General features: G+C 44.4%; 19 protein-coding genes. 10 read left to right on the top strand and 9 right to left on the bottom strand.

The window, feature by feature from the left end; all coding sequences use genetic code 11:
- Window positions 1-62: 62 nt before the first annotated feature.
- The 4 genes from MLE17_RS08475 to MLE17_RS08460 all read right to left on the bottom strand — a co-directional run bounded on the left by MLE17_RS08475 (window position 63) and on the right by MLE17_RS08460 (window position 6,837).
- Complete coding sequence (locus MLE17_RS08475) at window positions 63-1,868, bottom strand: glycoside hydrolase family 2 protein (protein ID WP_243348348.1); 1,806 nt, start codon at window positions 1,866-1,868, stop codon at window positions 63-65.
- 1,093 nt (window positions 1,869-2,961) lie between these two features.
- Entirely contained in the window at window positions 2,962-4,584 is a 1,623-nt protein-coding gene (locus MLE17_RS08470) for a DUF362 domain-containing protein (protein ID WP_243348347.1), read from the bottom strand.
- 19 nt (window positions 4,585-4,603) lie between these two features.
- Window positions 4,604-6,274 (bottom strand): GH39 family glycosyl hydrolase, encoded by a 1,671-nt coding sequence (locus MLE17_RS08465; RefSeq protein ID WP_243348346.1) that lies wholly within the window; start codon window positions 6,272-6,274, stop codon window positions 4,604-4,606.
- A 20-nt stretch (window positions 6,275-6,294) separates the two neighbouring features.
- The gene (locus MLE17_RS08460) at window positions 6,295-6,837 is read right to left on the bottom strand and encodes a helix-turn-helix domain-containing protein (protein ID WP_243348345.1); all 543 of its coding nucleotides are present in this window, start codon (window positions 6,835-6,837) and stop codon (window positions 6,295-6,297) included.
- A gap of 203 nt (window positions 6,838-7,040) precedes the next feature.
- Here MLE17_RS08460 and MLE17_RS08455 point away from each other — a divergent pair, with 203 nt between their 5' ends.
- Window positions 7,041-8,027, top strand: a complete 987-nt coding sequence (locus tag MLE17_RS08455) for an aldo/keto reductase (protein ID WP_243348343.1) — start codon at window positions 7,041-7,043, stop codon at window positions 8,025-8,027.
- 237 nt (window positions 8,028-8,264) lie between these two features.
- Here MLE17_RS08455 and MLE17_RS08450 read toward each other — a convergent pair whose 3' ends face one another.
- Window positions 8,265-9,674 carry a glycoside hydrolase family 30 protein gene (locus tag MLE17_RS08450; protein ID WP_243348342.1) on the bottom strand — a complete coding sequence of 470 codons (1,410 nt, stop codon included), beginning with the start codon at window positions 9,672-9,674 and terminating at the stop codon, window positions 8,265-8,267.
- A 375-nt stretch (window positions 9,675-10,049) separates the two neighbouring features.
- Between MLE17_RS08450 and MLE17_RS08445 the strand changes: the two genes are divergently transcribed.
- The 9 genes from MLE17_RS08445 to MLE17_RS18860 all read left to right on the top strand — a co-directional run bounded on the left by MLE17_RS08445 (window position 10,050) and on the right by MLE17_RS18860 (window position 19,791).
- Window positions 10,050-11,606, top strand: a complete 1,557-nt coding sequence (locus MLE17_RS08445; protein ID WP_243348341.1) for an alpha-N-arabinofuranosidase — start codon at window positions 10,050-10,052, stop codon at window positions 11,604-11,606.
- Window positions 11,607-11,688: 82 nt separating this feature from the next.
- Window positions 11,689-13,176, top strand: a complete 1,488-nt coding sequence (locus MLE17_RS08440; protein WP_410795611.1) for an arabinan endo-1,5-alpha-L-arabinosidase — start codon at window positions 11,689-11,691, stop codon at window positions 13,174-13,176.
- Window positions 13,177-13,776: 600 nt separating this feature from the next.
- Window positions 13,777-15,519: a DUF362 domain-containing protein gene (locus MLE17_RS08435; RefSeq protein WP_243348339.1), complete on the top strand. Its 1,743-nt coding sequence runs from the start codon at window positions 13,777-13,779 to the stop codon at window positions 15,517-15,519.
- Between the two features lie 199 nt (window positions 15,520-15,718).
- On the top strand, window positions 15,719-16,117 hold the full coding sequence (gene nikR / locus MLE17_RS08430) for a nickel-responsive transcriptional regulator NikR (RefSeq protein ID WP_243348338.1): 399 nt from the start codon (window positions 15,719-15,721) through the stop codon (window positions 16,115-16,117).
- 50 nt (window positions 16,118-16,167) lie between these two features.
- The gene (locus MLE17_RS08425; RefSeq protein ID WP_243348337.1) at window positions 16,168-16,908 is read left to right on the top strand and encodes a sulfite exporter TauE/SafE family protein; all 741 of its coding nucleotides are present in this window, start codon (window positions 16,168-16,170) and stop codon (window positions 16,906-16,908) included.
- Window positions 16,909-16,925: 17 nt separating this feature from the next.
- Complete coding sequence (gene larE / locus MLE17_RS08420) at window positions 16,926-17,735, top strand: ATP-dependent sacrificial sulfur transferase LarE (protein ID WP_243348336.1); 810 nt, start codon at window positions 16,926-16,928, stop codon at window positions 17,733-17,735.
- A gap of 4 nt (window positions 17,736-17,739) precedes the next feature.
- The gene (gene larB / locus MLE17_RS08415) at window positions 17,740-18,504 is read left to right on the top strand and encodes a nickel pincer cofactor biosynthesis protein LarB (protein ID WP_243348334.1); all 765 of its coding nucleotides are present in this window, start codon (window positions 17,740-17,742) and stop codon (window positions 18,502-18,504) included.
- 1 nt (window position 18,505) lies between these two features.
- Window positions 18,506-19,360: a nickel pincer cofactor biosynthesis protein LarC gene (gene larC / locus MLE17_RS08410; RefSeq protein ID WP_262920304.1), complete on the top strand. Its 855-nt coding sequence runs from the start codon at window positions 18,506-18,508 to the stop codon at window positions 19,358-19,360.
- On the top strand, window positions 19,360-19,791 hold the full coding sequence (locus MLE17_RS18860) for a LarC family nickel insertion protein (protein ID WP_262920303.1): 432 nt from the start codon (window positions 19,360-19,362) through the stop codon (window positions 19,789-19,791). Before larC ends, MLE17_RS18860 begins: the two co-directional genes overlap by 1 nt.
- 83 nt (window positions 19,792-19,874) lie before the next feature.
- On the opposite strand, the gene MLE17_RS08405 is transcribed toward MLE17_RS18860, so the two are convergent.
- The 4 genes from MLE17_RS08405 to MLE17_RS08390 all read right to left on the bottom strand — a co-directional run bounded on the left by MLE17_RS08405 (window position 19,875) and on the right by MLE17_RS08390 (window position 25,949).
- The gene (locus MLE17_RS08405) at window positions 19,875-20,687 is read right to left on the bottom strand and encodes a hypothetical protein (RefSeq protein ID WP_243348331.1); all 813 of its coding nucleotides are present in this window, start codon (window positions 20,685-20,687) and stop codon (window positions 19,875-19,877) included.
- Window positions 20,688-20,983: 296 nt separating this feature from the next.
- Window positions 20,984-21,274 carry a hypothetical protein gene (locus MLE17_RS08400; RefSeq protein WP_243348329.1) on the bottom strand — a complete coding sequence of 97 codons (291 nt, stop codon included), beginning with the start codon at window positions 21,272-21,274 and terminating at the stop codon, window positions 20,984-20,986.
- Window positions 21,275-21,455: 181 nt separating this feature from the next.
- The gene (locus MLE17_RS08395) at window positions 21,456-22,847 is read right to left on the bottom strand and encodes a TlpA family protein disulfide reductase (protein WP_243348328.1); all 1,392 of its coding nucleotides are present in this window, start codon (window positions 22,845-22,847) and stop codon (window positions 21,456-21,458) included.
- Window positions 22,848-23,021: 174 nt separating this feature from the next.
- Entirely contained in the window at window positions 23,022-25,949 is a 2,928-nt protein-coding gene (locus tag MLE17_RS08390) for an outer membrane beta-barrel protein (RefSeq protein WP_243348326.1), read from the bottom strand.
- Window positions 25,950-26,125: the final 176 nt, after the last annotated feature.

The raw sequence follows: 26,125 nt of genomic DNA, 5'->3' as shown, positions 1-26,125 counted from the left end.
AGCTACATATGTAACTCGCATATAATGTCATGCTCTTTGGTGAACATTTGTTCTTGCTCGTTTCATTTAAATCGTTCGGGGACTTTGCTAAAGACCGCTTTGATCTTCTTCATGTCAAACTTGGGTGTGCGGTCGTAGTTGTAGATACCATTCTGCTCCTGCTCCACATCGGTAAGCTGGGTATAGCAATAACCCGAAATGTGGTCATACCCCAGAATTACATCGGTCAGCTGAGCCAGACGGACATAAAACTCATCCAGCGTTTTAGGCGCATTTCCGTATCCCCAGGAGTTGTTGGCAAACTGTTCGCCGGCAATCCATTTAATACCGCCATACTCATCTACGAAATAGGGCTGACCACTGTACGCCACCTCTTTCTTTGGTTCAAACTGAGGAATAACCCCATCTTTCGGTTCGAGTTTTCCACGTAATTCATCTGCTGTTTGCTCATAGTAGTGAACAGACCAGAGATCGGTTTTTACGTGATAAAGGCCGCTCACATCATTTACCGGACGGTAATCGAGCGAATGGGTAAGATTATAGATATCCGTTACAAAGCGGTCATGCTGCTGCGCACGGTCATTGTCGGGACGATCCCAGCTCTCATTGAAAGGAACCCAGGCAATAATGGAAGGGTAGTTACGATCCCTCATTACAATCTCGCGCCACTCGGATAGGAAATTGCGGGCCGCTTCAATATTGCTCATCCCCATTCCCCAGCTGGAGGATTCACCCCAGGTTAAATAGCCCAGCTTATCTGCCCAGTAGTGGTAGCGTTCTTCAAAGACCTTCTGATGCAAACGCGCTCCGTTGAATCCGGCCTGCATGGAGAGTTCAATATCGTGTTTCAGATCGGCATCGGAAGGAGCCGTCCAAATTCCTTTGGGATAAAAGCCCTGATCAAGCACCAGGCGCAGGAAGTAGGGTTTGTTATTCAGAAAAAAGCAATTTCCTTCGGAGTGAACTTTGCGCATTCCGGCATAAGAAGTGACTTTGTCAATCACTGCACCTTTGGCATTGAGCACCTCAAAAGTTACATCATACAGGAACGGAGATTCGGGCGACCAGGTCTTCACCTGCTTAAGCGGGAGAATGGCAAACGAAGGTGTTCCGGCAGGAATCGTCTGCGTTGCAACGGTTGACTTTCCGTCTTTGACGCTGACTCTTAGCTTCTGGCCCTGTTGCAGGGAATAAAATTCCGGATAAATCACAAAACGTTTCTGATCCAGCTCCGGCACGATGTATGCGCTTTTCAGCCCCGATTTGTCCACCGGTTCCATCCAGACCGTCTGCCAGATACCGGTAGTGCGGGTGTAGTCACATCCGCCGGAATAATAATTCCCGCACTGCTTGCCTCTTCCCTGAGCTCCGGAGCGTTGATCATCTTCCACCTGTACTACCAGTTGATGTTGTGTCTGTGGTTTTACAAACGGGGTAATATCAAAATCAAACGAAGAGGTCCCTCCCCAGTGACGTCCTACCAGTTTACCATCAATATAAACCGAAGCATAATAATCGACCGCTCCAAAGTGAAGGATTACCGCCTTCCCTGACCAGGCTGCCGGAATTTCGATAACCCGGTGATACCACATCGCATTGATAAAATCAACATATTTCACGCCCGAAAGCTCACTTTCCGGACAAAACGGAACGATAATACTTTTGTCAAATCCTTTGCTCTCCTGGAATCTGCGGTCAAGTCCCGATTTTCCAAAATCAAAGGTGAATGACCATTTACCATTGAGGTTTATCCAGTTTTCCCGCTGAAACTGCGGACGTGGATATTCGGGACGAGGAATGTCTGCCTTGACGGCAAAAGAGGAGAGCCCTATAAATGCAAGGACAAATAAGAAAAGCTGCTTCTTCATAGAAATCTGAGGTATGTTTAAAGATTAATTATTCTTCCGGCTTACCCGATTACCGATTGGTTTTTCTACGTGATCAGGCCGGTTTCTTTTTCAGTCAAAATTAGATTGAAACGCAATCTCCGGATAATACACAGAAATCAAAAAAGAACATAAACTGACCAATTTGGCGATAATTCCCCCAAAGCAGCTGACTACCGCATTTTCCCAAAACGCAAACAGACCAGCTATCACATTGATATACAACGACATCACAACTAGCACAAAGAAGCTATGAAAATACCTATTGAGAATATCCTGTTTCTCTAAATCATCAAATGTTTCGAAGTCATCGGATAAATTCTTAATCTTCCGACGGGTGATTATCTCTATTATGAATCCTTTTTCATCCAAATCGCATCTGCTCAGAATCCTCATATTATAACTCAAATTCAGCATAACTGGCCGTTACTTACAAAGTATTAAATTTCATCCAAATCATTACTTACAGCATCAGAAGCACAAATCAAACAGATATACCATTAGTTATCAAATACATCTAATTGGCATTTCACTGTAAGAAATGATCAAAGAAAATAAGTAATAAGTGACCAGCCGCATCAATTGAAAAATCACTGCGGCTATTCTTATACTCTTCCTCTCAATTTCTGGATACCTGCCCTTAATATTCTCTATAGATTTACTCTATGTTTATTCTATTTTCACTTTATGATAAAATAGTGATAATACAGTCATTAAATAGAGATAAGATAGTGATAAGATACTCTTTATAAGGACTATTTTATCACTGTATTAAGACTGTATCTTTAATGTGTATGCTATCTTAAGACCTAAAGACAACCTAAAGCTGACCTAAAAACAACCCTATCCCAAACCGGGTAGTATCTGTAAGGATGAAAGATAGAGGGAATAAACGAAGAAAGCAGCATAGTCTCAGTGAAAATTACTATTCTGAAGAGGGGGGAAGCAGATGGATGAACCCTAAAGGATCACCCCGAGCCACCCTCACCTGGAAGCAAGGATGAGGAGTAAAAAAAATCACCCTCGTCGGACAACGAGGGTGAAGACAGAACATCAAAAATCTATTTCTTAACTGTTATCTTACAGTACTTATTGGATACAATTCTATCCCTTTTCCTTTGCCCAGATTCCGGCTATATTTCTTTTCTACAGCATTATTCCAGTGTTCGTGCACTCCCAGGCTACCGGTTTTCACGCCATTGGGACGATAAAAGCCATATTTGGCATTGACACCTTTGGCCGCTTCAATCAGGTAGTTATCACAATTTTTACTTGAGCCTTTGGGAAACCATTTAGCTCCGCTGAAACCCAACTCATCCTGAAATTCGCTCCACAGGAAGTCGAGGCAAACGGATTCGATAGCCACCGGATCCTGGGACATAAAGTAGCTGGCGCTCCATTCCCCATTGAATAATCTTTTCCAACGGTCTCTGTCCGACTTTGGAGCATTTACATTGGTCTGCATGCCATAAAGACCGTCCACTATATAGAGAATGGTCTTCCCGCCCAGGTTTGGCGAACCCATCAGGTCCACATAGGCACTGTAATCACCAGGTGCGCCTTTCATCTGGCTCACATATTTGTTGTGGTCTTTTTGCGGATACTTTATCGAACCGAAATGGTTTTTAGCACAAAGGGTAACTCCGGTAATTTCATGCCCTTTGAGTAAGGCAATATTAATCAGATAAGCTGCATCCACCACCTGTTTGGGAAGTTCATTTCCCAATTCCACATCGGGAGAGGTGAAGGTTATGGCATTGGCTACCCAATCGGCTTTTTCCCTGCCGGGGCTTCCGGGAGCATCCATCCAGCGCACTTCGGGGAACTCCTTATGCAATGGTTGAAAGACCCGGTCGGGCAATGCCCTGATTTTCCAACCGATTGTTGCATCATACACGAGAATATCCTTCTGATTTACTCCGGCTTGTGTAAGTTGGCGGAGAATGGCCCGGGTTGCCTGCGGTGACTGGTCGATATCATTATCCACATCGTCGGCGGAATAGGTGTTATTGAAATTGACTTTAATCGCAATCACTTCTCCGGGTTGCCATCCTCGATTGCCTCGTCCATGGGTTTTGTTGAAATAACGGAATAATTTATCCCATGCTTGTTTATCGGAAGATGAACCGGATAACCCTTGTAATGATTTGGAATACATCGACGCCAATACCTCCTCATTGATATTGCCTTGCTCCCACCATTTACCGGTTTTACCATCCCAGGGAGTAGCCCGCACATCCCTTACCCAGGTAACCCGACCGGGATAGATACCTTTGGCCGAACCAACCGGCTGATTGGCTTTATAGAAGAAAGGATACTGATTTTCAGAAGGATTCTGTGCATTTGAATATTCGTTATAAACAAATTGCGCACCTAAAAACAACATCACACCTCCGACTGCATAGAGTAAAGAAGTCCGAAGTTGCTTTCGTGAAAAATACCTGCGGGCAACTTTCAGCAACATCACCCCAATGGTAGTTCCGGCTAACCATGCCAGAAATGACGCGGCCACGGGAATCGCAGCCTGTTGGCAGGGATAAGCAGCACGCGAGGGTTTGGGTAGTACCCGAATAATTACCCAGATTAGAGCGGCTAATCCCACCAACGGAAACAATATTTTATGGTAAACGGTATCGGTACGTAAACCGCGTATTTTACCGTATTTGGGACAAACCCTGAAAAAGAACTTTTTAATCATATCTGAATGCTGTTAATCGTTAATACATAAGCCGGATGAGCGAAACTGCCTGACGGGGAAGTTGCATCGTAATCTTTAGGGTGCCATTTTTGACCGTAACGGTTTGAGGCGCCGATAATAAATCCAACTGACCAGATTGCTCCAGTTCCTTGTATTGTTCAGGAGTCGGGCTTTCAGGTGAACCCATCTTTTTCCATACTTCGTACGAGTTGCTGTGCGTATCATCTATCCGGTAGTGATATAACATTACCTTCTTAGCCGGAATATTTTTCAGTGTCAGCGCTACCGGCGAACCATTGTCTTTGATATCGTCGTCGTGATAGTTCCAAAGCATTACCGAGATATTATTGTTACCTCTGGCCGCCAGGGCGTTTATATCCGTTTCAGCTCTTCGTACGCTTGAATCCCGGATGGCTTTGAAATCGTATCTCAGATTACCCGAAACTTCAACCCGTTTTCCCGACATCATGCCCAACATCCGGAAAACATTCAACACCGGTTTATCGACTCCATGGGTTGCCAAATCGCGAAAACCGTAAAACCAGGGCTGATTCTCAAATTCAAACGACCAGTTTACTGCCCCAATCAGATTTACACCATAAAACTCTGACAAATCATATTCACGGGCAATGGACGCTGCCGTGTAGCTTGAGTATAAAGTGCCGTTCCGATAAGCATTCTCCGGGTTGGTTTGCATGCCACATGCCGCACATCCCTCGGGATCTGATTCGCCTATAATAACAGGCAGATTCTTCGTTTGGGGAAAAGAAGCGATGACTTTAAAGTTGTCATTCATATTGCGTAGCTGAGAACTCATACTCATTCTGACCTTACCGTCAACCACTCTCGGCGAACCTTTTGCATGAAACGCTACAAAGTCCAGTGGAGTCCCGATTTTTCCCGTAACAACATTTGTATCCGTTAAACAGTGCTGAATAAATCCCCGAAGAAAACGGGATGCTCCTCCGGTGGAATGCGGGCCTCCGATACGGGCAGTAGGCAAGGCTCTTTTCACGGCATCGGAGGCGTAGTCGTACATTTTGCAATAGGTCTTCACTTTATCTTTATCCATCAGATAGTATCCATCAGGTTCATTCCAAAGCTCCCAGTACCAACTTTCTACTTCTGTTTTCCCATAACGCTCGGCGCAGTGTTTTACCCATTGGTAAACCAGTTCCCCCCATTTTTGATAATCTTTAGGAGAATAAGCCCAACCGGTACAGATTTCACTATAGTTGTGCCCGGGTTCCCAGTAGTGCCGGTAAGGTTCGGGATGTGACGATAATGCTTCAGGCATAAAGCCAATCTGAGCCAACGGTTTCATTTTACGTTGGATATATGTATCAAAGATAGAATCGACAATACGCCAGTTATAGACGGGATTCCCATCCTTATCTTCAGTGTACATATTGGTAGAGCCCCATTTCAATGCAGGCGTACCGTCTCCGGATGTCATCAGGTTATGCGCACGCACATATACCGGCACCGGACTTAGTGCGGCAATTTCCGACAATAGCTTTTTCCCATCTTTCATGTAAGTGTAGTTCGGCTCATCGTAACCAAACCAGGCCCAGATGGGTTTCATTTGTCCTTTTTCACGGGCGGCGTCCACCTGTATATTTACCGGGGTGGTCTGTGCCATCATGTTGACACTCAAAACAAGAAGCAATAGCAAAATTTCTTTCTTCATGGCAGGTTAATTTGTTGGGTTTAAACAAAAATATTGAGGTACTTCACTTCATCGGATACAGGCATGATACCGTGCGGTTCCATAGCGTTAAAATAGACGCTGTCGTTCTGTCTCAGTGTATATTCAACATTACCGACCTGCAACTTCAGCTCTCCCTCAAGCACATGAATATACTCTTCCCCCTCGTGCGTGAGACGATGCTCTGTTACCTCTCCTTTGCGAGCCACAAAAAGGAATGGCTGCATTTTCTTATCCTTGTATTCGGCTGCATAGGGATAAATATGATATCCCTTTTCGGTTTGTATAACTCCACCGAAAGCCTGTTGAGCTGTAACCATCACAGACGAAGCATCTTCATTTTCTTCCATTAATACCGAAACATTGGTTCCCAACGCTTTGGCTATCTTGACCAATGTAGCCACAGAAGGGATAACCGCATTAGTCTCTATTTTTGACACCATACTTTTTGACAAGCCGCATACATCTGCAATCTCCTGAATTGTACGCCGTTGGGACGTACGCAAATTCCGGATACGGGTTCCTATGTTTTGAGCAATATCCATAATTCTACCAGATTTATTATTATTCAACTTTGTTGAATGGCAAAGATAGTCTATTTTTGTATCATCCAAATACCAGATGATTATCGCATTTAAACTAAAGCTATAGAAAGCCGTTCTAATAGAACTTTCACTTCTGAAGCCGGATATGACTCTGAAAAAGAAAAACAAGAAACAGAACATACAATAAAACAACGAATTAAATTATGAACTACAGAACTTTAGGTAAAACGGGATTTGAGATATCTGAGATTTCCCTCGGAACCTGGCAGGTGGGCGGTAAATGGGGCTCGGGCTTCAATCATGACCTGGCTGCAAAATCCCTGCGTGAAGCAATCGATGCAGGTATCAATTTTATTGACACTGCCGATGTATATGAATCCGGGGAAAGTGAAATTGCCGTGGGAAGAGCGGTGCGTGAATGTGGAAAACGCATATATGTCGCTACGAAATGTGGCCGTCAGATACAACCGCATATTAATGCCGGCTATACCCCGCAGGTATTGCGCAACTATGTGGAGGATTCCCTGAAACGACTAGGACTTGAATGTATCGACCTGATTCAGCTGCACTGCCCACCGACAGAGGTCTATTACCGTCCGGAGATATTTGCGGAATTTGAAAAGCTGAAAGCAGAAGGTAAAATCCTCAATCTCGGTGTGAGCGTGGAAAAAGTGGAAGAGGCGCTCAAAGCCATCGAGTACGACAATGTTACTACCGTGCAAATCATCTACAACATTTTCCGCCAACGCCCGCAGGAACTTTTCTTCCAACGAGCAGCTGAAAAGAATATCGGAATCATCGTACGCGTTCCATTGGCCAGCGGCTTGCTTACCGGAACCTACTCAAAGAACACGAAATTTGAAGCGACCGACCACCGTCAGGGCAACCGCAACGGAGAATGGTTTGACCGTGGAGAGACATTTGCCGGTATTCCTTACGAGACAGGAATCAAAGCGGTAGAAAAGCTGAAAGCATTATTCCCAAGCCAGGAAAATCTGTCCCCCATGGCATTGCGCTGGATTTTGATGCACAAAGAGGTGAGCACAATCATTCCGGGAGCATCCCGTCCCGAGCAGGTTATTCAAAATCTTGAAGCATTGAAATTCGCGGATATTTCAGCTGATAAAATGGTTGCAATTCAACAAATCTACGATGAATATGTAAAACCGCATGTACATCATTACTGGTGAGTCGATTAAAAGAATACCTGACAGATCTTGATGATCTGTCAGGTAGCATCCTTATCTATATATTATTTCTTTTCTAAAACGTCGATGCTAAATTAATGCTCAACCGGTGATGATGTCATCCCGCACTTGATGCGGGATCTCACAATCAGATAATGACTGTATAACGAGCAAAACACAATATTCTGCGATATTGAGATCCCGTGTCAAGCACGGGATGACAGTGCGAAGTTTTGATCGCTATCTCCAGGTCAATGTATTAAATGAATTAGCCTTCACAGTCAGCTCTACCGATTTTTCTGCAACCACCAGATTTACTTTTTTGTCAGCAGATTCCGTATTTACGAGAATCACCACTTTAGTACCGTCCGGATTGATAAAGGCCAGATGCTCATTTCCTCCCGAAGTATTCAGTCGTTTAGCTCCCGGCAGGACGAAATGGCTCAAATGCTTCATCAGGTAATACTCCGGAGTATATTTCACCTCTCCTGTCTTCATATCGATAGCAATCATCATATTCTGCTTCCATCCCCACGTACTTACGCCGGATTTCTCCAGAACCATATTCCAGTACATATACTGACCGGCTCCGTTTGAGATATATTGGTTAATCAGGCTCCATGTATATTCGGCAAACTTCCAGGTTCCCTCCCCGTTACCACACTCTGACTCGGTCTGCATCAGCGGATAGTTGGGATACTCTTTGTGAATAGCCGGAATCGCATGTTTTGCATCCCATTGCATGCCGATGCCTTTGATGTACTTTGCTGCATCTTTATTATTGAGAATGGTACGGGTAAAATTAGGATCGCCTGAATTGACCGTTCCCAGCCAGATTTGTGTAGCCAGTGTATCTTTCTGAAACTGAGGACCGAGAAATTTGCCGATAAAGAAGGCCAGGTCATCTGGTCTCCAGGTGCAACTCTGCCAATGAGGCTGATAGATCGGTTCGTTTTGAACCATCACATAGGAAAGATTGATGCCCTGCTTTTTATATTCCTGAACGAATTTGGAAAAATAGAGTGCATAGGCCTGCAAATAACGGTTTTCCATCTTGAAGGCTGTTGCATTATTCTCGATAATCATCCCTTTATCCATATTCTTCACCGGACTGGAAGCACCCATGGCGTAATGGTTGTTTACTTTCATCCAAATGGGAGGACACCAGGGAGATGCCCATATTTTTAAATTTGGATTCACTTTCATAGCGGCCTTGATATAGGGAATCAGAATATAACGGTCACGGTCGATACTGAAATTTTTCATCTCAAAATCTTCCGGCACATCGTTGTAAGAGTAGTAATTGAACGAATAATCATTTGAGCCCAGTGGCATGCGACAGAAGGTGAAATTTACCCCTTCTTTGGAAAAGAGGTCATTCATAATCGTGTTTCTCTTTTGTTCCGACACAGCCTGCAATGCATCCCATCCTAACTCATTGAAACAGGCTCCGAATCCATTCATCTGTTGAAGGGTATCATTCGGGTAAATGGTAATCTTTGCGGAGGATTCATTTACTGAGTTACGGAATTCCGGTGCTTTCTCCTGCACCCATTTTTTACTTTCTGTGGAAGAGGTCCATTGCACCTTCTGCGCTGTCAGACTAAGTACGAACGTTGACATCAAAAGTGTCAATACGTGTTTTTTCATTTGCATCATTCTATTAGTTATTTACTTCATCATAAGGATCATATAGGATTTACAAGGCTTTCCAATGTCTTTCTGTTCAGACTTTACTTCACAAAAGTAATCGCTAATTCTGTAATAAAGCACCCTCAAAATCATCAAAAAACTACGAAAAACATTCATTCTAATTAACGGTGACGAAAAACAGGTCATCTTTGACCAATTTTCCTCCAACGACAAATCGACCGGTATGCTACACCCGTAATTTACATCGGACATCATTATTCCGGGGACAGACAAATTGTCCTCCCATCAAGGCACTTTGTCCACTAATACAGAATATTTAGAATCTATTTTTGCAATATCGAAATTACGTCATAATTCATAATCTAATCATATATGAAGAACTTGTTGAAGAAAAGTGCGCTGGCTATCCTGTCAGCAGTCACATTCTCCGGAGCAGCAGCTCAATCCAGGGCTACTGCCGTCATCAATGCCGACCAGGGCAAATATACCATCAACCGAAACATCTACGGTCAGTTTGCCGAACACCTCGGACACGGCATCTACGGTGGATTCTGGGTAGGTGAAAACTCCCCAATCCCCAACACCAAAGGCGTGCGCAACGACATCATCGAAGCGCTGAAACGCATCAGAATCCCGAACCTGCGCTGGCCGGGAGGCTGCTTTGCCGACGAATACCACTGGATGGACGGTATCGGACCACGCGAGAAACGTGCCCGTATGATTAACACCCACTGGGGTGGCGTGGTCGAGGATAACGCTTTTGGCACACACGAATTCCTCAACCTGTGCGAAGTCCTCGGTACAGAGCCTTACATCTGCGGCAACGTAGGTAGCGGCGCAGTGGAAGAGATGTCAAAATGGGTGGAGTATATGACTTTTGACGGCGAAAGCCCGATGGCCAACCTCCGCAAACAAAACGGGCGCGAAAAACCGTGGAAGGTGAAATTCTTCGGTGTAGGTAACGAAAACTGGGGTTGTGGTGGCAATATGTCTCCCGAAGGTTACGCCGAACTTTACCGCCGCTACTCCACTTATGCCCGCAATTACGGCAGTAATCAACTGTACAAAATTGCAGGTGGCGCCAACATCGACGATTACCGATGGACCGAAACGCTGATGCGTAACATCCCGAACCACCTGATGAACGGTCTCTCCCTGCACAATTATACATTTACCAAAAACTGGGAAAATAAGGGCGATGCAACCGGATTCGATATGGATCAGTATTTTTCCATACTCGAAAACGGAAACAAGATGGACGAGATCATCACCCGCCACTCTCAGATTATGGACACTTTTGACCCTGCCAAACGCATCGGTCTGGTGGTGGATGAATGGGGTGCGTGGTACAACGTGGAGCCGGGGACCAATCCGGGATTCCTGTACCAGCAAAATACGTTGCGGGATGCGCTGTTGGCCGGATCTATCATCAATATTTTCCACAAACACTGCGACCGCGTGAAAATGACCAATATTGCGCAGATGGTTAATGTGCTTCAGTCAATCATACTGACAAAGGATGAGAAGATGTTGCTGACTCCGACTTATTACGTCTTTGACATGTACAAAGTGCATCAGGATGCAACCATGCTTCCGATGACGGTGAACTGCGGAACATACAACCGCATGGACCGTCGACTGAGCAGCATCTCCTCAACGGCATCTATTGATAAAGATGGAGCTATCCACATCACTCTGGTAAATATCGATCCTGACAATGGCATCGAACTGACTTGTGATGTACAGGGCACTAAGACAACCAAAATCACCGACGGTCAAATCATCACCGGTAAAGAGGTACAGTCTTACAATACCTTTGATAATCCAAACCGGGTGAAGCTGGATAAATTCAAAGATGCCAGCTATAAAAACGGAACCCTGAAAGTTAAACTTCCTGCGAAGTCTCTGGTGACTATCGAACTAAAATAATTTTTATGCCAATCCACACCTGACAGGTTTTGAAAACCTGTCAGGTGTATTCCCCTACCCACCATCCTACAATCCGCCAATTATGAACTACAAACTAACAAAACTTTTTGTGTGCGGCCTGCTCCTGTCAATGGCTACCGCAGGGGCGCAATCATTACCCGCTGCTAAACCCAATCCCTGGAAAGATGACTACCGCGATATATCGGGAATGGAGTTTTATAAAAGTTGGGGAACCTACAATGTGCATGACCCATCTTGCAAGAAATTCGGCGATACCTACTACATGTATTCCACCGATGCCATCTTTAGGGAAAATAGAAAAGTGGCTGCCGAGAAAAATGTGCCTATCGGTTACATACAGGTACGGACTTCAAAGGATTTGGTTCACTGGAATTTTGAAGGTTGGGCATTTCCGGAAATACCGGCTGAAGCCAGACAATGGGTACTTGACCACGCAAACGGTCAGGGCGCAACCAACATCTGGGCGCCATTTATCCTGAAATACAAAGATAAATACCGCCTATACTATTGCGTTTCGGCTTTTGGTCGCCAGACTTCTTACATAGGATTTGCAGAATCAAATTCACCGCTTGGCCCGTGGGAACAGAAAGGATGCGTAGTGAAAACCAATGTAGGTGACCCGATGAATGCCATCGACCCCAGCGTGGTGACCAATTCCGTTAACGGAGAAATGTGGATGCACTACGGTTCTTACTTCGGAGGACTTTACGCCGTGCAACTCAATCCCGAAACCGGCAAAACACTGAAAACGGATGACTTCGGGCACAGCATTGCCCGCCGTGCCAATATGAAGAAGGATAATATCGAAGCTCCGGATATTATTTACAATCCGCAGTTTAAGAAGTACTACCTCTTTATGTCATACGACCCGTTGATGACAACTTATAACGTTCGTGTAGGTCGTGCAGACAAACCGGAGGGCCCGTTCCTGGATTTCTTCGGTAAAGACCTGCGCGATACGATTAACCACTTCCCTATCCTGACACACCCGTATAAGTTTGAGAATCATCCGGGCTGGGCAGGAGTCGGACACTGTACCGTTTCCCAGGATGAAAAAGGGAACTTCTACATGGCTAACCAGGCCCGTCTCTCTCCGGATAATCACCTAATGGACCTCCATGTCAGGGAAATGAAATGGACGCCGGATGGCTGGCCTGTTGTTTCTCCGGAACGATATGCCGGTACCAAACAAACTGCCATCACCCACAAAGCCATCTCCGGAAACTGGGAGATTATCCGCGTGTATGAATCAAAACACGAGCGCAAGCTGGAAGCGGGACAAATCCTTTGGGGTGAAAACCTACTGCAACCGGGTGAAGCTGACCTTTCAGTAAAAGTCAACCTGCAAGCCAATGGCACCATCAGTGGTAAACTGACCGGCAAGTGGTCTTACCTTCCGGCCAAAAGCCTGACGATAACAGTGGGTAAAGAAACCTTATCCAATCTCATTGTCTTCACCGGACAAGATTGGGAAAACCAAACAGAAACATTACTCTTCACCGGGCTTGATAGCAAAGGACGTTCAGTCTGGGGAAAGAAAGTAAAATAGACCTTATGGTTGCTTGATTAAACATAGCTTCGAATAACATTCGAACAATTTGATTTTTGTGGAAAGAGAATAGCCCCGGCGTGATGTCGGGGCTATTTATTATAGCCAAATACCATCCATCCCGCTCTGGCAAACACTATTGCCAGTACCTAAAAGAATAAGTATTTAGATTCCAGAACGAATGGTATGGGTAATATCGTCAATTAGGGAAATATTTCCCTAAGCTTCGTGTATCTTTTTGTTAGATATAATTCTTGTCAAATTAAGCAGCCACGAATCCACGAATAAAAGTTAGACGCACTAAATCTGTTGATTTTCATATTAGAATGAAATCCGAATAACACAAATACTTTTCCAAAATTGGAAAAGAAAAGATACTTTCTTATTCGTGGATTCGTGGCTAAATAATTAAGCCTGTTTCAGCCTAATATTCCACCTAAACAAAACGTTATAGAGCCTGTATTTATCTATCAATCAACGATAATTACATTTAAAGCGAAAGAGGTTGCGAAACAAATTATTTGTTTACACGTTTAGTAATCTATTGAATAGATTGTCAATATCATCACATTCCTATCCTACCACATAAAAAGTACACACATGAAAAAGCCTTTTATCACTTCCAAATGGATTCTTTCCCTAACAAGAATCACCCGCAAAACCAGCTTGTTTATTATCGGACTTGGAGCTTTAATCTGGTTTTTAATCCGCGTAATTCCCAAACCCTCACGGGCTACGTATCCTTGCCAGCAGGCAGCATTTCCTATCGCCAGTGCATTTGTCGTATGGCTAACCGGCACGATAAGCAGCTTATTTGCACTGAAAAAGCTAAAAAAGGCTTTTGCCGAACATCGATTTGCGACATCAGTGATCGCCGGTGTTTCCATGATTGTACTTATTGGATGGCTGACGGTAATGCCTAACAGTATCCAAAGTGCATTCGGCATAAACACAGCAAATGATACAACCTTTGTTCCCGCAAAGGGATTCGATTGGACTCCGGGAGCATCAAATAAACCGGTTGGAATAGCTCGTGGTATATATCCCGGCAGAGTGGTGATGTCAAGAAATCCTGAAGCTGCTAAATGGGCAGGTAAATGGCGTGATCACAATGATCAATGGTGGTTGGACAAAAACACTGATGTTGATAAAGTCAGCGAGATGCTATCCGTTAATTTACTGAAACTCACCGGTGCAGAAAGTGATCAGGATGCCTGGGAAAAGATTTTCCAATATTACAACAAAAACACACGGGGATTAAACACACGGGGATACAAGCCCAATGAGATTGTAGCCGTAAAAATTAACCTCAATAACAGCAGCGGAAACAAATCAGACAACCTGATCGACGCTTCTCCTCAGTCAGTTTTGGCTATGGTTCGCCAACTGGTCAAGGAGGCCCATGTACCTCAGGATAAGATCATCGTTTATGATGCCCGCCGCACAATTGCTCCGGCCATATTGACGGAAGTGTGGCGAGAATTTAAGGATGTCCGTTTTGTACAGGAAAGAACCGCAGGTTCTGAACAACCCATTAATCCGACTTATGGAGATCACCACGGAATCGAAGCTTCCGACTGGCAGGAAGGACTCTCCTACTCCGCCGGTAATTTCAGGGAGGCAAAACAGATTCCGCGTCAGATCATTGAGGCAACTTACCTTGTGAACCTGGCCATACTGAAAACGCATTCATACCCTTATAACTTTATGGAAGACAGTGGAGATGGTGAAACTGGCATTTCCATGTCAGGTAAAAACCATTTTGGCTCCATCAAAGCACCATGGGAACTGCATGCCATCATAAATCCTCACCGGGAAGCCCGAAAAAACGAATACTCACCTCTGGTAGATATGGCCTCTTCACCTAACCTTGGAGGAAAAACGATACTTTTTGTTTTGGATGGCTTGTATAGCGGTCGTAAATGGAAATCCTACCCTATTCACTTCCCCAACCCGCCGTTTAATAACAAGGCTACTCCTTACGAAAATCCGGAATGGCCATCCTGCATGTTGGCTTCATTGGATGAAGTGGCTCTCGAATCGGTTGGACTAGACATTCTGTATGCACAGTCAAAAAACAACGTAGAACCTACTTATCACAATGTACCACGCATCATGTTCCGGGCTTGTACAGATGATTTTCTGTATGAAATGGCTACCCCGGATAAAGCGCCATCAGGTACAAAGTATATACAGGGCGGCAAACCGGTTAAAAGCCTGGGGGTACACGAACATTGGGATAATGACCGGTCAATGCGTTATTCCCGTAACCTTGACCCGAAGAAAGGCTCCGGCATCGAATTCATCTATATACCATTGGGGAGTTTAGCTCAAAAGAATTAAATCAGTGAAATAAGCCAATGTATTTCCGGCCTACCTTGAATAAGCCTGACAGTTTTTGACCTTGTCGGGCTTATTCTCTAAATATCTGACAGACAACTCTCCATACCCCAAACTTTTTCCAATATTTATACCGGAAAAACAACCGGTCAATAGATAATTAGCCTATCTTCGTGTTACCTTATCTAAAATAAGTAACACTATGGCTGTAAACAGATTCGGAGTATCATTGGAAAGTGATTTATTGGAAGCGCTCGACGAGTATGTGGCGGCAAATAAATTCCCCAACCGGTCACAGGCAATTCGCTACCTGATAGAAAAGAACGTTGCCGAGCACAAATGGCAATGCAACAACATTGTGGCGGGTGCCATTGCCCTTATATTCAATTTCAGCAAAACCGATTTGCAGGCACGTATTACTGAAGTGCAGGCTAATTATCGTGACTGCATTTTATCTGCCCAGCAATTCTTTCTTACAGATGAAAAGCTACTTGTGGTCATTTCGGTGAAAGGACCCTCCTACAAACTGACAGAGCTGTCTGACACACTCATCGCGCTAAAAGGCATTGAACACGGTAAGCTTATTATGAGCAAAGTATAACCACCCCCCGTATATTCCGGATTTATTTAACCAGCTAAAAAACACACGAGATGAATTCACAAATCATGATTTTGAGTCTGACGGCGGCATCGCTGGGCTTTATCCATACACTTTTCGGTCCGGACCATTATGTCCCATTTATTGTTTTATCCAAAGCCCGTAAATGGAATTATCCGAAGACTGTATGGATTACCATCTTGTGTGGGATCGGACATGTGGGAAGCTCGGTGTTAATCGGATTTATCGGAATTGCACTCGGTGTAGCCGTTTCAAAGCTCCAGTATCTTGAATCTGTAAGAGGGAATCTTGCCGGATGGCTTTTTATTGTATTTGGATTATTATACGGCGTCTGGGGCTTAAAGCGTAGTCTGCGGGGGCACCAGCATACCCACTTCCATTTCCACAAAGGAGGAGTGGGTCATGAGCACACACATGATCATCAATCCGAACATCTCCACCCGCATATCGAACATGCAGAAGATACAAACACCGAAATTACCAAATATAAAAACCTTACACCCTGGATTTTATTTACCATCTTCGTCTTTGGCCCGTGTGAACCGTTGATTCCGTTGGTCATGTTCCCTGCCAGTCAGCATAATATGATGGGAGTGGCATGGGTAACCTCGGTTTTCGGATTGGTTACCATCCTCACCATGACCAGTCTGGTGGTGCTAATGACCTTCGGCGTAAAGTTTCTGCATTTTCAGAAATTAGAGAAATATACTCACGCATTAGCCGGTGCAACCATATTTTTAAGTGGCCTGGCCATTCAATTTTTAGGACTCTGATAAATAATTATACCATTATGACTTTACAAGATAAATACGAACGGCTGAAAGCTATAATTGCAAATACCGGCAAAGCAGCGGTAGCCTTTTCCGGTGGAGTGGACAGCACCTTCCTCTCAAAGGTTTGTCACGATGTACTACAGGAAAATGCGATTGCCATTACCCTGGTTTCGCCCATGAATGCACAATCGGAAATGAAGGACGCCGAAGAGATGGCGCAATTCATCGGTATCACCCACTATATGGTGCAGGACGGTGAAATCGATGATGTGGTGGCTGCCAATCCGGTGGACCGTTGCTATCACTGCAAGAAAATCGAGTTTACGAATATTCTGGAAAAGGCCCGAGAGTGCAATATATTTACCGTATTTGATGGCTCTAACATTGACGACCTTTCGGATTATCGTCCGGGATTGAAAGCGCTAAGTGAATTAAAGATAGTTAGTCCGCTACGTGAAGCGGGACTCACCAAAAGTGACATCCGCCAGCTATCCAAAGAGTTGGGATTGAAGACCTGGGACAAACCGGCCTTTGCCTGTCTCGCGTCAAGAGTGCCTTACGGTGAAAAAATCACTCCACTCAAACTGAGCAAAATCGACCGTTCCGAAGATTATCTCCGGAGTCTGGGTTTTGTGCAATTCCGGGTACGCTCCCACGGCGACATGGCCCGCATCGAAGTCTCTCCTACGGAACGGGAAAAACTGTTTGATGCTGAAAAACTGGATATGATTTCCCAAAAGCTGAAATCATTCGGCTATCTCTACGTCTGTATGGAGCTGGAAGGTTACAAAACCGGAAGCCTCAACCGTGAAATTTCAAAATCCTGAAACCATGACTGAAAACAGCCTGCACGCTTTACTCTCCGACGTTAAAAACGGGGAGATAGAAATTGCCCATGCCATTGAGCAGCTCAAACATCTGCCCTTCGAGGATTTGGGCTACGCCAAAATAGACCACCATCGGGAGATACGGACCGGCTATCCGGAAGTGATTTTCTGCCCGGGGAAAACCATCCCGCAGATTCGGGGCATCATCGAAAGCATTCTGGTGAAAAAGAATAACATCCTGGCCAGCCGTGCCAGTGAAGAGATATACGAAGCGGTCAAAGACCTTGCGCCCAACATCGAATACTATCCGGAAGCACGCAGTATCTTCATCCAACAAGTGGAGATTCGCAAAAGCCGGGCTAAAGTGCTTGTGGTAAGCGGCGGCACGTCCGATATTCCGGTAGCGGAAGAGGCGGTCGTCACGGCTGAGAAACTGGGTTGCACCGTCGAACGATTGTACGATGTAGGTGTGGCCGGCATTCACCGTCTATTGGCAAATAAACACCGGATAGACGAAGCGCAGGTGGTTATCGCTGTGGCCGGAATGGAAGGTGCTTTGGCCAGCGTGGTGGGCGGTCTTTCGGACAAACCGGTAATTGCCGTTCCTACCAGTATCGGCTACGGGGCAAACTTTGGTGGCCTGGCTGCCCTGTTGGCCATGCTCAACAGTTGTGCCAGCGGAGTGGGAGTTGTGAATATCGACAACGGTTTCGGCGCAGGCTTCCTTGCCTCAACCATTATCCGTCAAATTGAATTAAACGCAAAATAATATGGAAAAGAGAGTGCTCTATTTTGATTGCTTCTCAGGCATCAGCGGCGATATGACCATCGGCGCGCTGCTCGATTTGGGCATTGACCGGGAAGAGTTTCTTTCCCGCATGAAAAAGATAAAGCTGGATGAATTCGAGCTGGAAATCAAACCGGGGATCAAAAAGGGAATTACCGGTACCGACTTCACCGTGCATATCCAAAAGCCCGGCGTAGAAGAGCCTGAACATCATCATGCCGCTCACGAACATCATCACCATCATGCTCACGGCGACCATCATCACCACGGTCATGAGCACCATCACGCTCATGCAGAGGCACACGCTCACGGCCCATCAAGAAATCTGAACGACATTTATCAGATTATCGACAACAGCGAGTTGAGCGATTATGTCAAAGTGACGAGCAAGCGTATCTTTGAAATCGTGGCAGTCGCCGAAGCCAAGATACACGGTAAAGCCATCGATGAAGTTCATTTCCACGAAATAGGGGCGGTTGATTCCATAGTCGATATTATCGGGGCTGCCATTTGCCTGGAGATGCTCCATGTGGATGAAGTTATCTCTTCTCCGCTCAATCTCGGTAGCGGATTTGTGCATTGCGAGCACGGTGTCTTTCCGGTACCCGCTCCTGCCACACTGGAAATCCTCAAGGAGGTTCCCGTGTATAGCAAGAATGCACAGAAAGAGCTTACCACCCCTACCGGTGCCGCCATTATCAAAGCGGTGTGCAGCGAGTTCAGGCCCTTACCGGAATTCACCATCGGGAAAATCGGTTATGGCCTTGGCAAACGCGACATGGAGACTCCCAATGTACTGAGAGTCATCATCGGTAAAAAAAAAAGCCCCGCTCATTGATGATGTTGGAGACCAACATTGACAATATGAATCCGGAAATCTATTCCCACCTCTTCCCTACTTTGCTTGACAACAAGGCGCTGGATGTCTTCGTGACGCCAATCGTTATGAAGAAAAACCGTCCGGCTCACAAACTGAGCATTCTCTGCCGCGAGGAAGATGCAGGACAACTGGAAGAGATTGTCTTCAGGGAAACACCCACTCTGGGCATCCGCAAATACACCGTGGAACGGGAGGAACTGGAAAGACGTTTCGATAAAGTAGAAACCCGCTTCGGGGAAATTACGGTCAAACTCGCCTACCGCAACGGAACGCTTCTCAAATTCTCTCCCGAGTACGAAGAGTGCCGCGAAGTAGCGGAGCAAACGGGAATCCCCCTTTTTCAGATTTACAATGAGGTCAACCGGATTGCCGGTGAGAAGTTTTTCTAAATGTAAAAAGCGCAATGCCTGAATGATGGGGCGTTGCGCTTTTTCTTATATTTTCCGGATAATGTTTTTCGTATATTACAACTTCAGGGTTTAACTAATCTCTCCACATATAGTTTGCGTCCTTTGTCATCATAGAGTTCAATTGTTATTAACCCGGATTTTAATCCAGATACATCAATCCAATCCCCTGAATTGAAAACTATTCCGCTTTTCACTAAGTCCCCTTTGGAATCAGCTACTCTATAATACAACCTTTTGCAGTCCAATGAATCGTATTTCACTTGAATCATTCCTTCGGTTGGATTCATATATACCTGAATATTTTGATTAGTTGCAATCTCTTTCTCTTCAAAATCATCTCCTTTGTAATAGAGAAACATTACCCATTTATCTAATTTATTATCCGGGCTCCCTGCTTTCGGAGAATACAAAAAGAGAGCTGACAGATAGGGATGCGGAGCAAATTGTTTGGTAATAACAAAGGTATTGATGCCTGCCCAAAGCCTTTTTGCCTGTATATTATAAGAGGAATCCTGCTCTATTTGTCCTTCTCTATTGTAATAAACCATTGTAGCAGGAAAAGGAGCGGTTGCCCGATCAGGGGCAAATGGATAATCGTGGGTTAGTTTTCCGGGGATATCAAATTCAAAGTTACTACCCTCCCCTATTGTAGCATGAAAAATCGTATCAATAGTAGGCTTAATTGTAAAAGTAATATCCTTTACATTCGCATCATCCAAAGATTTGTACTGTACATCAAAAGGAAGCTGGTCATTATCACATTCGGCACATTGAAATTCAGAGAATGAACCGCCTTCAAACATATTGTTTGCCCGATTGAAAATAAAGGTCGCGACATAAACAGACTGGCAAAAGGCCTCGATGGAAGTTGCCATTACGAATAAAAATATAACTGCACACCGTTTCATAGCTTAATACCTTATCTATAACTGTATTAAAAACGCCGCTGAACAATAGAAAGTTCTTCTGCTCCTATACCATTAGGAAGATAATACAGTCAAGCCTCCGCTATCCTTAGGTCAGAATCGAATGTTCTTTTAGTATTCAACGGTATTCGTTGCCGTCTGCTTCAACTGACGGAAAAAGAGTCTTCTTCGCGGCATTAGCCTGATTGTAGCAAGACCTAACAGGTTTCGAAAACCTGTTAGGTCTGATTTTGATTTTATTTCAGCTACAAGCTATCCATATTCTTGACACGGATTAGCGACTTTTCCAGATTCGTTATCAAATACTCCGTGATATAAATTTCTTCTTCAGACATCTTCTTATGGTATGTCTTCAAGGCTTTCTCTAATGCAAGTTTAAATTCAAACCAGCCATCGGTCAACCCGTTGACGCAGTTCTTTGCAGCTTTCATATCAGATGCTATTTCCGGTTTGTTTTCCGCATCCAATAGGTCAATCAGTTCGTCAAAAATATTCCAATAGACTTGTTGGCCTGTACATTTGTCCTTATTCATCATCTAATTGCTGCTTTTTATTTTGTTGTAAGCATGACCTAACGAGGTTTCGAAAACCTCTGTTAGGTCTGATTTTCAGTTGATGACAGCTACAAGCTGTCTATTTTCGAGGCTCGGTCCCAACAGTTATCGTGAACGCTTTCGCTAAACCCGCGCCAGATAGAACCGAATAGATATGTATTTTTTAAAGTTTTCCGAATAACTTTCCCAACTCATTTACCGAGTTTGGCCGGGGCGCATTATCTGTCACAATCCCACCATCCTTGTCAAACAGTACGTATCGAGGAATCGATTTGATGGCGTACTTTTTTATGAACTCTGCTTCAGATGAAATGCAAAAGCTGCTCTTATCTTGCAAAGCCTCCTCTTTCGATGCCTTCTTCCATGCACTGAAATCTTTATCAATTGAAATGTAAATAAAGGCGACTTTGTCTTTGAATTTCTCGTGTAATAGCTTCGACTCTTTCATCATCGCACGGCATGGACTGCACCATGACGCCCAAAAATCCACATAGATCAGTTTTCCTTTATTTTGATCAATGATTTGCTGTAATGAGACTTTGTCAAGCTTCGTGGTAAATAACAGATCCTTTACCGGAACGGAAGTTCCGGCTTTGGCGGCTACATTTTCACGTATGTAGCTTATATAGGTTTCATCGTTACAATCGTTATAGAAATCAGGGAGAAGTATTCCAACCTGCTTATCGCTCGGGGCGGCGTGGATTATTGAAAAAAGCAGGTAATCCCTGATCTTTCCAGTAAAGTTTTCTTTTACACTATTGTATCTCTCGCTGAGGCTTATGCTATCCCGTTGATATTTGTTTTGAGCCAAAAAATCGTTGTATGCCTGACAAAACAACCGATACTGAAAAGAGAATAGCAATTCATCATTTTGGATCTGTGGATGAGCCGCTAACATGACTTTTTTAAGAGAATCAGCCCGCGAAGGTTCCCGCTTTATAGCTAAAAACAACTGATTGATATAGTCTGCATAAAACGACGTTTTGCATAGATCCGAAAATAACCGGGAGGTGGGATGCGCTTTCTGATACCCCTCTAGATACGCCAGTTTCTTATCATACTTTTCTTTGCACATACGGGTATAAATGCCCCGATTTACAAAATCTTTGATCTGTGAGATTCTTTCAATACTACCGGTTCTCAGATTCAACGAGTCGGTCATAGAGCTAAAAAAACGGATCTCATTGTCAGCAATTTTATCAGAAGCGCTCATCAACGCTGTATGTGTTTTCTTATCCACACCCCTAATTAGGTATTGCATCCCGTTTCTGCACCAGAATATGGGCTGAGGAAAAAAACTCAAATTCTGCTGAAGCTCCAGATATGGAGATTCTACAGACAGGCTGATATCTTTTTTGATATAATCTATATCCTTCCAATAATCTGTTTTGTCAATTGCAGAAAAAAAGAACGCACAATTGGGATCAATTTGATTGATGATGGTTACTTTATTCTCTTCAGCCGTATAGGAAGATCCTCTTCTATTCGAAGATTGCGACCAGACAATAGCAGGAATAAGAGCGCCATAGAGGATGGTTAATAGTAATGTTTTCATAAGTTCAGTTTTCGAATGCGATATCTACATTTTTGATGAAACCCTAACAGGTTTCCAAAACCTGTTAGGTCTGATTTTCACTTCTCATATATATTTCGGCTAAAGCCTGCCCTTTGATTTCCTCTTCGGTCCGTCAGCTCAAGCTGACGGCAATTTATACCCATAGAAGAATCCCTATTTCTTCTTCGGATTGTAACTAAACCGGTAACTCAGGTGCAACATCACATAGCTGGGGATGGTGTTTCGCCAGGTTTCTGTCTTTCCTTGCCCGTTTACAACGTATTGCACGCTGGAGAGCTGGTGCAACAGGTCGAAGCCTTCGAGTCGGGTCATTACCTTGCCTTTCAGGAAAGCGTGGCCGATGGATGCGTTCCAGACGAGGTTGTTGGTATTCATAAATGAATCACCGTATCCGCGGCGGCTGTACATCTTGATATCCGTAGCCAATTCAATCTCCTTGAAAAGTTTGTACTCCCCGGTCATGCCGTAGCTGTAGTCTCGAGCATTGATGGTTTGGAAATTCTCCCGCCGACTGGTGGCATTGTTCCACCACAACTTCCCGATTACGCCCAGTTTCAGGTCATCCTTTTGATAATTCAACTGTAAACCTTCCGACACACTGTGATTGTTTACCTTGCTGAGGCTGCTTTGGGTACTTCTGCTGACAGCTGTGAGGTCCACGTTCCGGTTAAAGTTCCAGGCTGTTTCTGTTCCCCAACTCCAGTGTTTATCCTTGTCGATCGCGCTACCATAACCTACGGAGGTATTCATATTCCAGTTGCCGTCCACGTTCTCGGGCCGGTAGGTATAGACACCCGTTTCAGGATTATAGGTAAATCCGTTGGCGATTTGTCGTTTTATGATTGACGCATTGAATCCGAAATTAAAAAAGCGTTGCCTTTCCGGCTTCCTGTCTGAAAAGTTTAATTTAAAGTTATGCTTGATGGTACTCTTCAGGTTCGGATTTCCCAGTAACACGGCCAGGGGATTAGCATCGTCTCGAATGTTTACCAACTTCACCAAATCCGGTATAATGGTTTCACTCCTGTAATTGAATGAATATTCCCGGTTCATTTTATTTGTTTTCAGTGTAAAGGTCATCTCCGGCTCGAAAACCCAGTCTCTGCGATAAACCATCGTGTCCAGTTGGTTGCGTTGGTAGCGCATTTCTTTATTCTGGCGGTCTATCGGGAGATGCAGGTTAAACCAGGTGTAACTGTCTTTTTCCTTTTTCTCATAATAAACGCTGAATCCCTCCTTATAACCCTGCTCCGTAAAGCGTTTGTTGTAGCTGTTAGCGGCATCGAGGGCAAGCAACAGAGAGTCGCGGGTGGAAGGCAGCTCTCCCAATGAGTGACGGGTACCACTCCCCCACCCATTGAGCCAGTCGAGCCGGTAGAGTGAGTTCACATCCGACGAATACCTTTTCGTATAGAGGCTATAGAGCACATAACTCCATTTTGAGAGCAGGTGGAAAGTATAATCACCCCGGATATTAAAATCGTAACCTTCGCTGGGTGTAGTATTGTATTTATTTCGGTTGTCTGAGGTATTGTTTTGCAAATAACTCAATTGAGACGAATTGAATACCGAGTTCATGGTGTTCCGGTAATTGAAGAGTGAGCTGACTTCAATATCATCGCCCCAGCTCAATTTTTTAGAGGCTACTATCGAATTATACCAATAAGTATCGTGTCCGGTTCCTTTCATTTGAATGGATTGGCGGTTAAGTGCAATGCTATTCAGATTAGGGCTAAGTGAAGAACTGAATACAGAGTCCAATATTTGACTCAGATTTCCGTACTTTTCAGGATTGGCATTGAAAGTAGCCGAGCGATTTTGAGCATTTTGGTCGTATTTAAAATATTCAATATTGTTGTTTATTCTCACGAATAATGGCTTTTTTAAAATGAAGACATTTGAAATCCAACCTCCTAAATTCTTTTGTTGTGAGTCATTTTCTGAACGGGAATAACTATTGCCATTGGTAAGAAACGATTCGGAAGAAGTCCGGCTGGAAAAAGTACCATCATACCATCCAGCCGATCCGCTGAAGTATTCAGAAAATCTCTGGTCTTTATCTTCAATGACAACATCCACTCCTGCATTTTTTGTATCTATTATTCCTTCAGGACTATTAGTGGGAGTCCAATCCCCGTCCCTTCCCGGACTTCGGTATTCATTTACATTGTTCATACTTCCATATAGGGAAATGCGGGTATTATCGGTATAGCGCAGTCCGAACAGGCGAGAAAGATAACGGTCTTTCGTTCCACCGGCAACCTCGGCATTCACCGTGTAACCGGTCGAATATTCCGGCTTCAGGTTGACGTCCATCACAAATTCCTTTTTCTCGACATCATGCCCCAGGTATGCACTCTTATCGGTAGTCCTGTTGTAAAACTGCACGTTCTTCACCGTGTAATAAGGGAGGTTCTCGAGCATCACCTTGTTTTTCCCCTTGAAAAACTGCTTGCCGTTGAGCATCAGGTAATCCACCTTCTTGCCATTCTGGTAGATTTCGCCATTGTCTTTGAGTTCTACCCCCGGCATCTGTTTCACCAGGTCATCCAGCATCGAGCCTTTTGACAGGTTGAAGGCATCGGCATTATAGACCACCGTATCACCTTTGTATGCAATCTTGATTTTGGTGGCTTTCACCACCAACTCATTCAGTACGTGTTGTTCCTTGGTCATCCGGTAGGCCCGCTTTTTCATATAATGCCAGGGTGCGTCGAAATAGACGTTTCGCGCGACATACTTGATATCGTAATCGACATAGGTGGGTTTGTAATCGGGATGTTCCGCCCTGATGATAAACTTCTGTGGCCGGGCCGGAATGTTGAACTTATAGTAGGTATCCAGTTTAAGCCCCCAGTCAAAATATTTCACGGTCATGGTATCTACCACCGAGCTGTCCGACCGCATCAGGGTGATTTTTGTCCCTAATATCCCGACTTTGGTAAAGGAGTCCTTGATATGTCCCCAAAGGTCAATTGTTCTCTCTTTCTTTTCATTCTTACTTTTGGTGTCTTCGCTTTCTTTTGCCTGGGAGCTGAATACGGCTAAGGCGAACAGGACAAATAAGATTACTCGTTTCATGTTTATAATTTTGTGGTAAGTGTGTGTGTGTGTGTGGAAATTTCCCTTTCGGGGACAAACAGATTAACAGATTAACCCCTCTAACCTTATTTAGTTTTTAACTTAAGACATCAAATCTACCGAAGAATAAACAACATCAGGCACGTTATTAAATCAATAATGTAGAATAATCGGTC

Source organism: Parabacteroides sp. FAFU027 (assembly GCF_022808675.1).
GTDB lineage: Bacteria > Bacteroidota > Bacteroidia > Bacteroidales > UBA7332 > CAXXIC01.
Note: the sequence above shows the minus strand (reverse complement) of the source record. Positions and strands in the feature narration are given on the sequence as shown.

Coding starts and splice junctions, on each gene's coding strand:
- MLE17_RS08475 (WP_243348348.1), bottom strand. CDS start 1,868: ATGAAGAAGCAGCTTTTCTTATTTGTCCTTGCATTTATAGGGCTCTCC.
- MLE17_RS08470 (WP_243348347.1), bottom strand. CDS start 4,584: ATGATTAAAAAGTTCTTTTTCAGGGTTTGTCCCAAATACGGTAAAATA.
- MLE17_RS08465 (WP_243348346.1), bottom strand. CDS start 6,274: ATGAAGAAAGAAATTTTGCTATTGCTTCTTGTTTTGAGTGTCAACATG.
- MLE17_RS08460 (WP_243348345.1), bottom strand. CDS start 6,837: ATGGATATTGCTCAAAACATAGGAACCCGTATCCGGAATTTGCGTACG.
- MLE17_RS08455 (WP_243348343.1), top strand. CDS start 7,041: ATGAACTACAGAACTTTAGGTAAAACGGGATTTGAGATATCTGAGATT.
- MLE17_RS08450 (WP_243348342.1), bottom strand. CDS start 9,674: ATGAAAAAACACGTATTGACACTTTTGATGTCAACGTTCGTACTTAGT.
- MLE17_RS08445 (WP_243348341.1), top strand. CDS start 10,050: ATGAAGAACTTGTTGAAGAAAAGTGCGCTGGCTATCCTGTCAGCAGTC.
- MLE17_RS08440 (WP_410795611.1), top strand. CDS start 11,689: ATGAACTACAAACTAACAAAACTTTTTGTGTGCGGCCTGCTCCTGTCA.
- MLE17_RS08435 (WP_243348339.1), top strand. CDS start 13,777: ATGAAAAAGCCTTTTATCACTTCCAAATGGATTCTTTCCCTAACAAGA.
- nikR (WP_243348338.1), top strand. CDS start 15,719: ATGGCTGTAAACAGATTCGGAGTATCATTGGAAAGTGATTTATTGGAA.
- MLE17_RS08425 (WP_243348337.1), top strand. CDS start 16,168: ATGAATTCACAAATCATGATTTTGAGTCTGACGGCGGCATCGCTGGGC.
- larE (WP_243348336.1), top strand. CDS start 16,926: ATGACTTTACAAGATAAATACGAACGGCTGAAAGCTATAATTGCAAAT.
- larB (WP_243348334.1), top strand. CDS start 17,740: ATGACTGAAAACAGCCTGCACGCTTTACTCTCCGACGTTAAAAACGGG.
- larC (WP_262920304.1), top strand. CDS start 18,506: ATGGAAAAGAGAGTGCTCTATTTTGATTGCTTCTCAGGCATCAGCGGC.
- MLE17_RS18860 (WP_262920303.1), top strand. CDS start 19,360: ATGATGTTGGAGACCAACATTGACAATATGAATCCGGAAATCTATTCC.
- MLE17_RS08405 (WP_243348331.1), bottom strand. CDS start 20,687: ATGGCAACTTCCATCGAGGCCTTTTGCCAGTCTGTTTATGTCGCGACC.
- MLE17_RS08400 (WP_243348329.1), bottom strand. CDS start 21,274: ATGATGAATAAGGACAAATGTACAGGCCAACAAGTCTATTGGAATATT.
- MLE17_RS08395 (WP_243348328.1), bottom strand. CDS start 22,847: ATGAAAACATTACTATTAACCATCCTCTATGGCGCTCTTATTCCTGCT.
- MLE17_RS08390 (WP_243348326.1), bottom strand. CDS start 25,949: ATGAAACGAGTAATCTTATTTGTCCTGTTCGCCTTAGCCGTATTCAGC.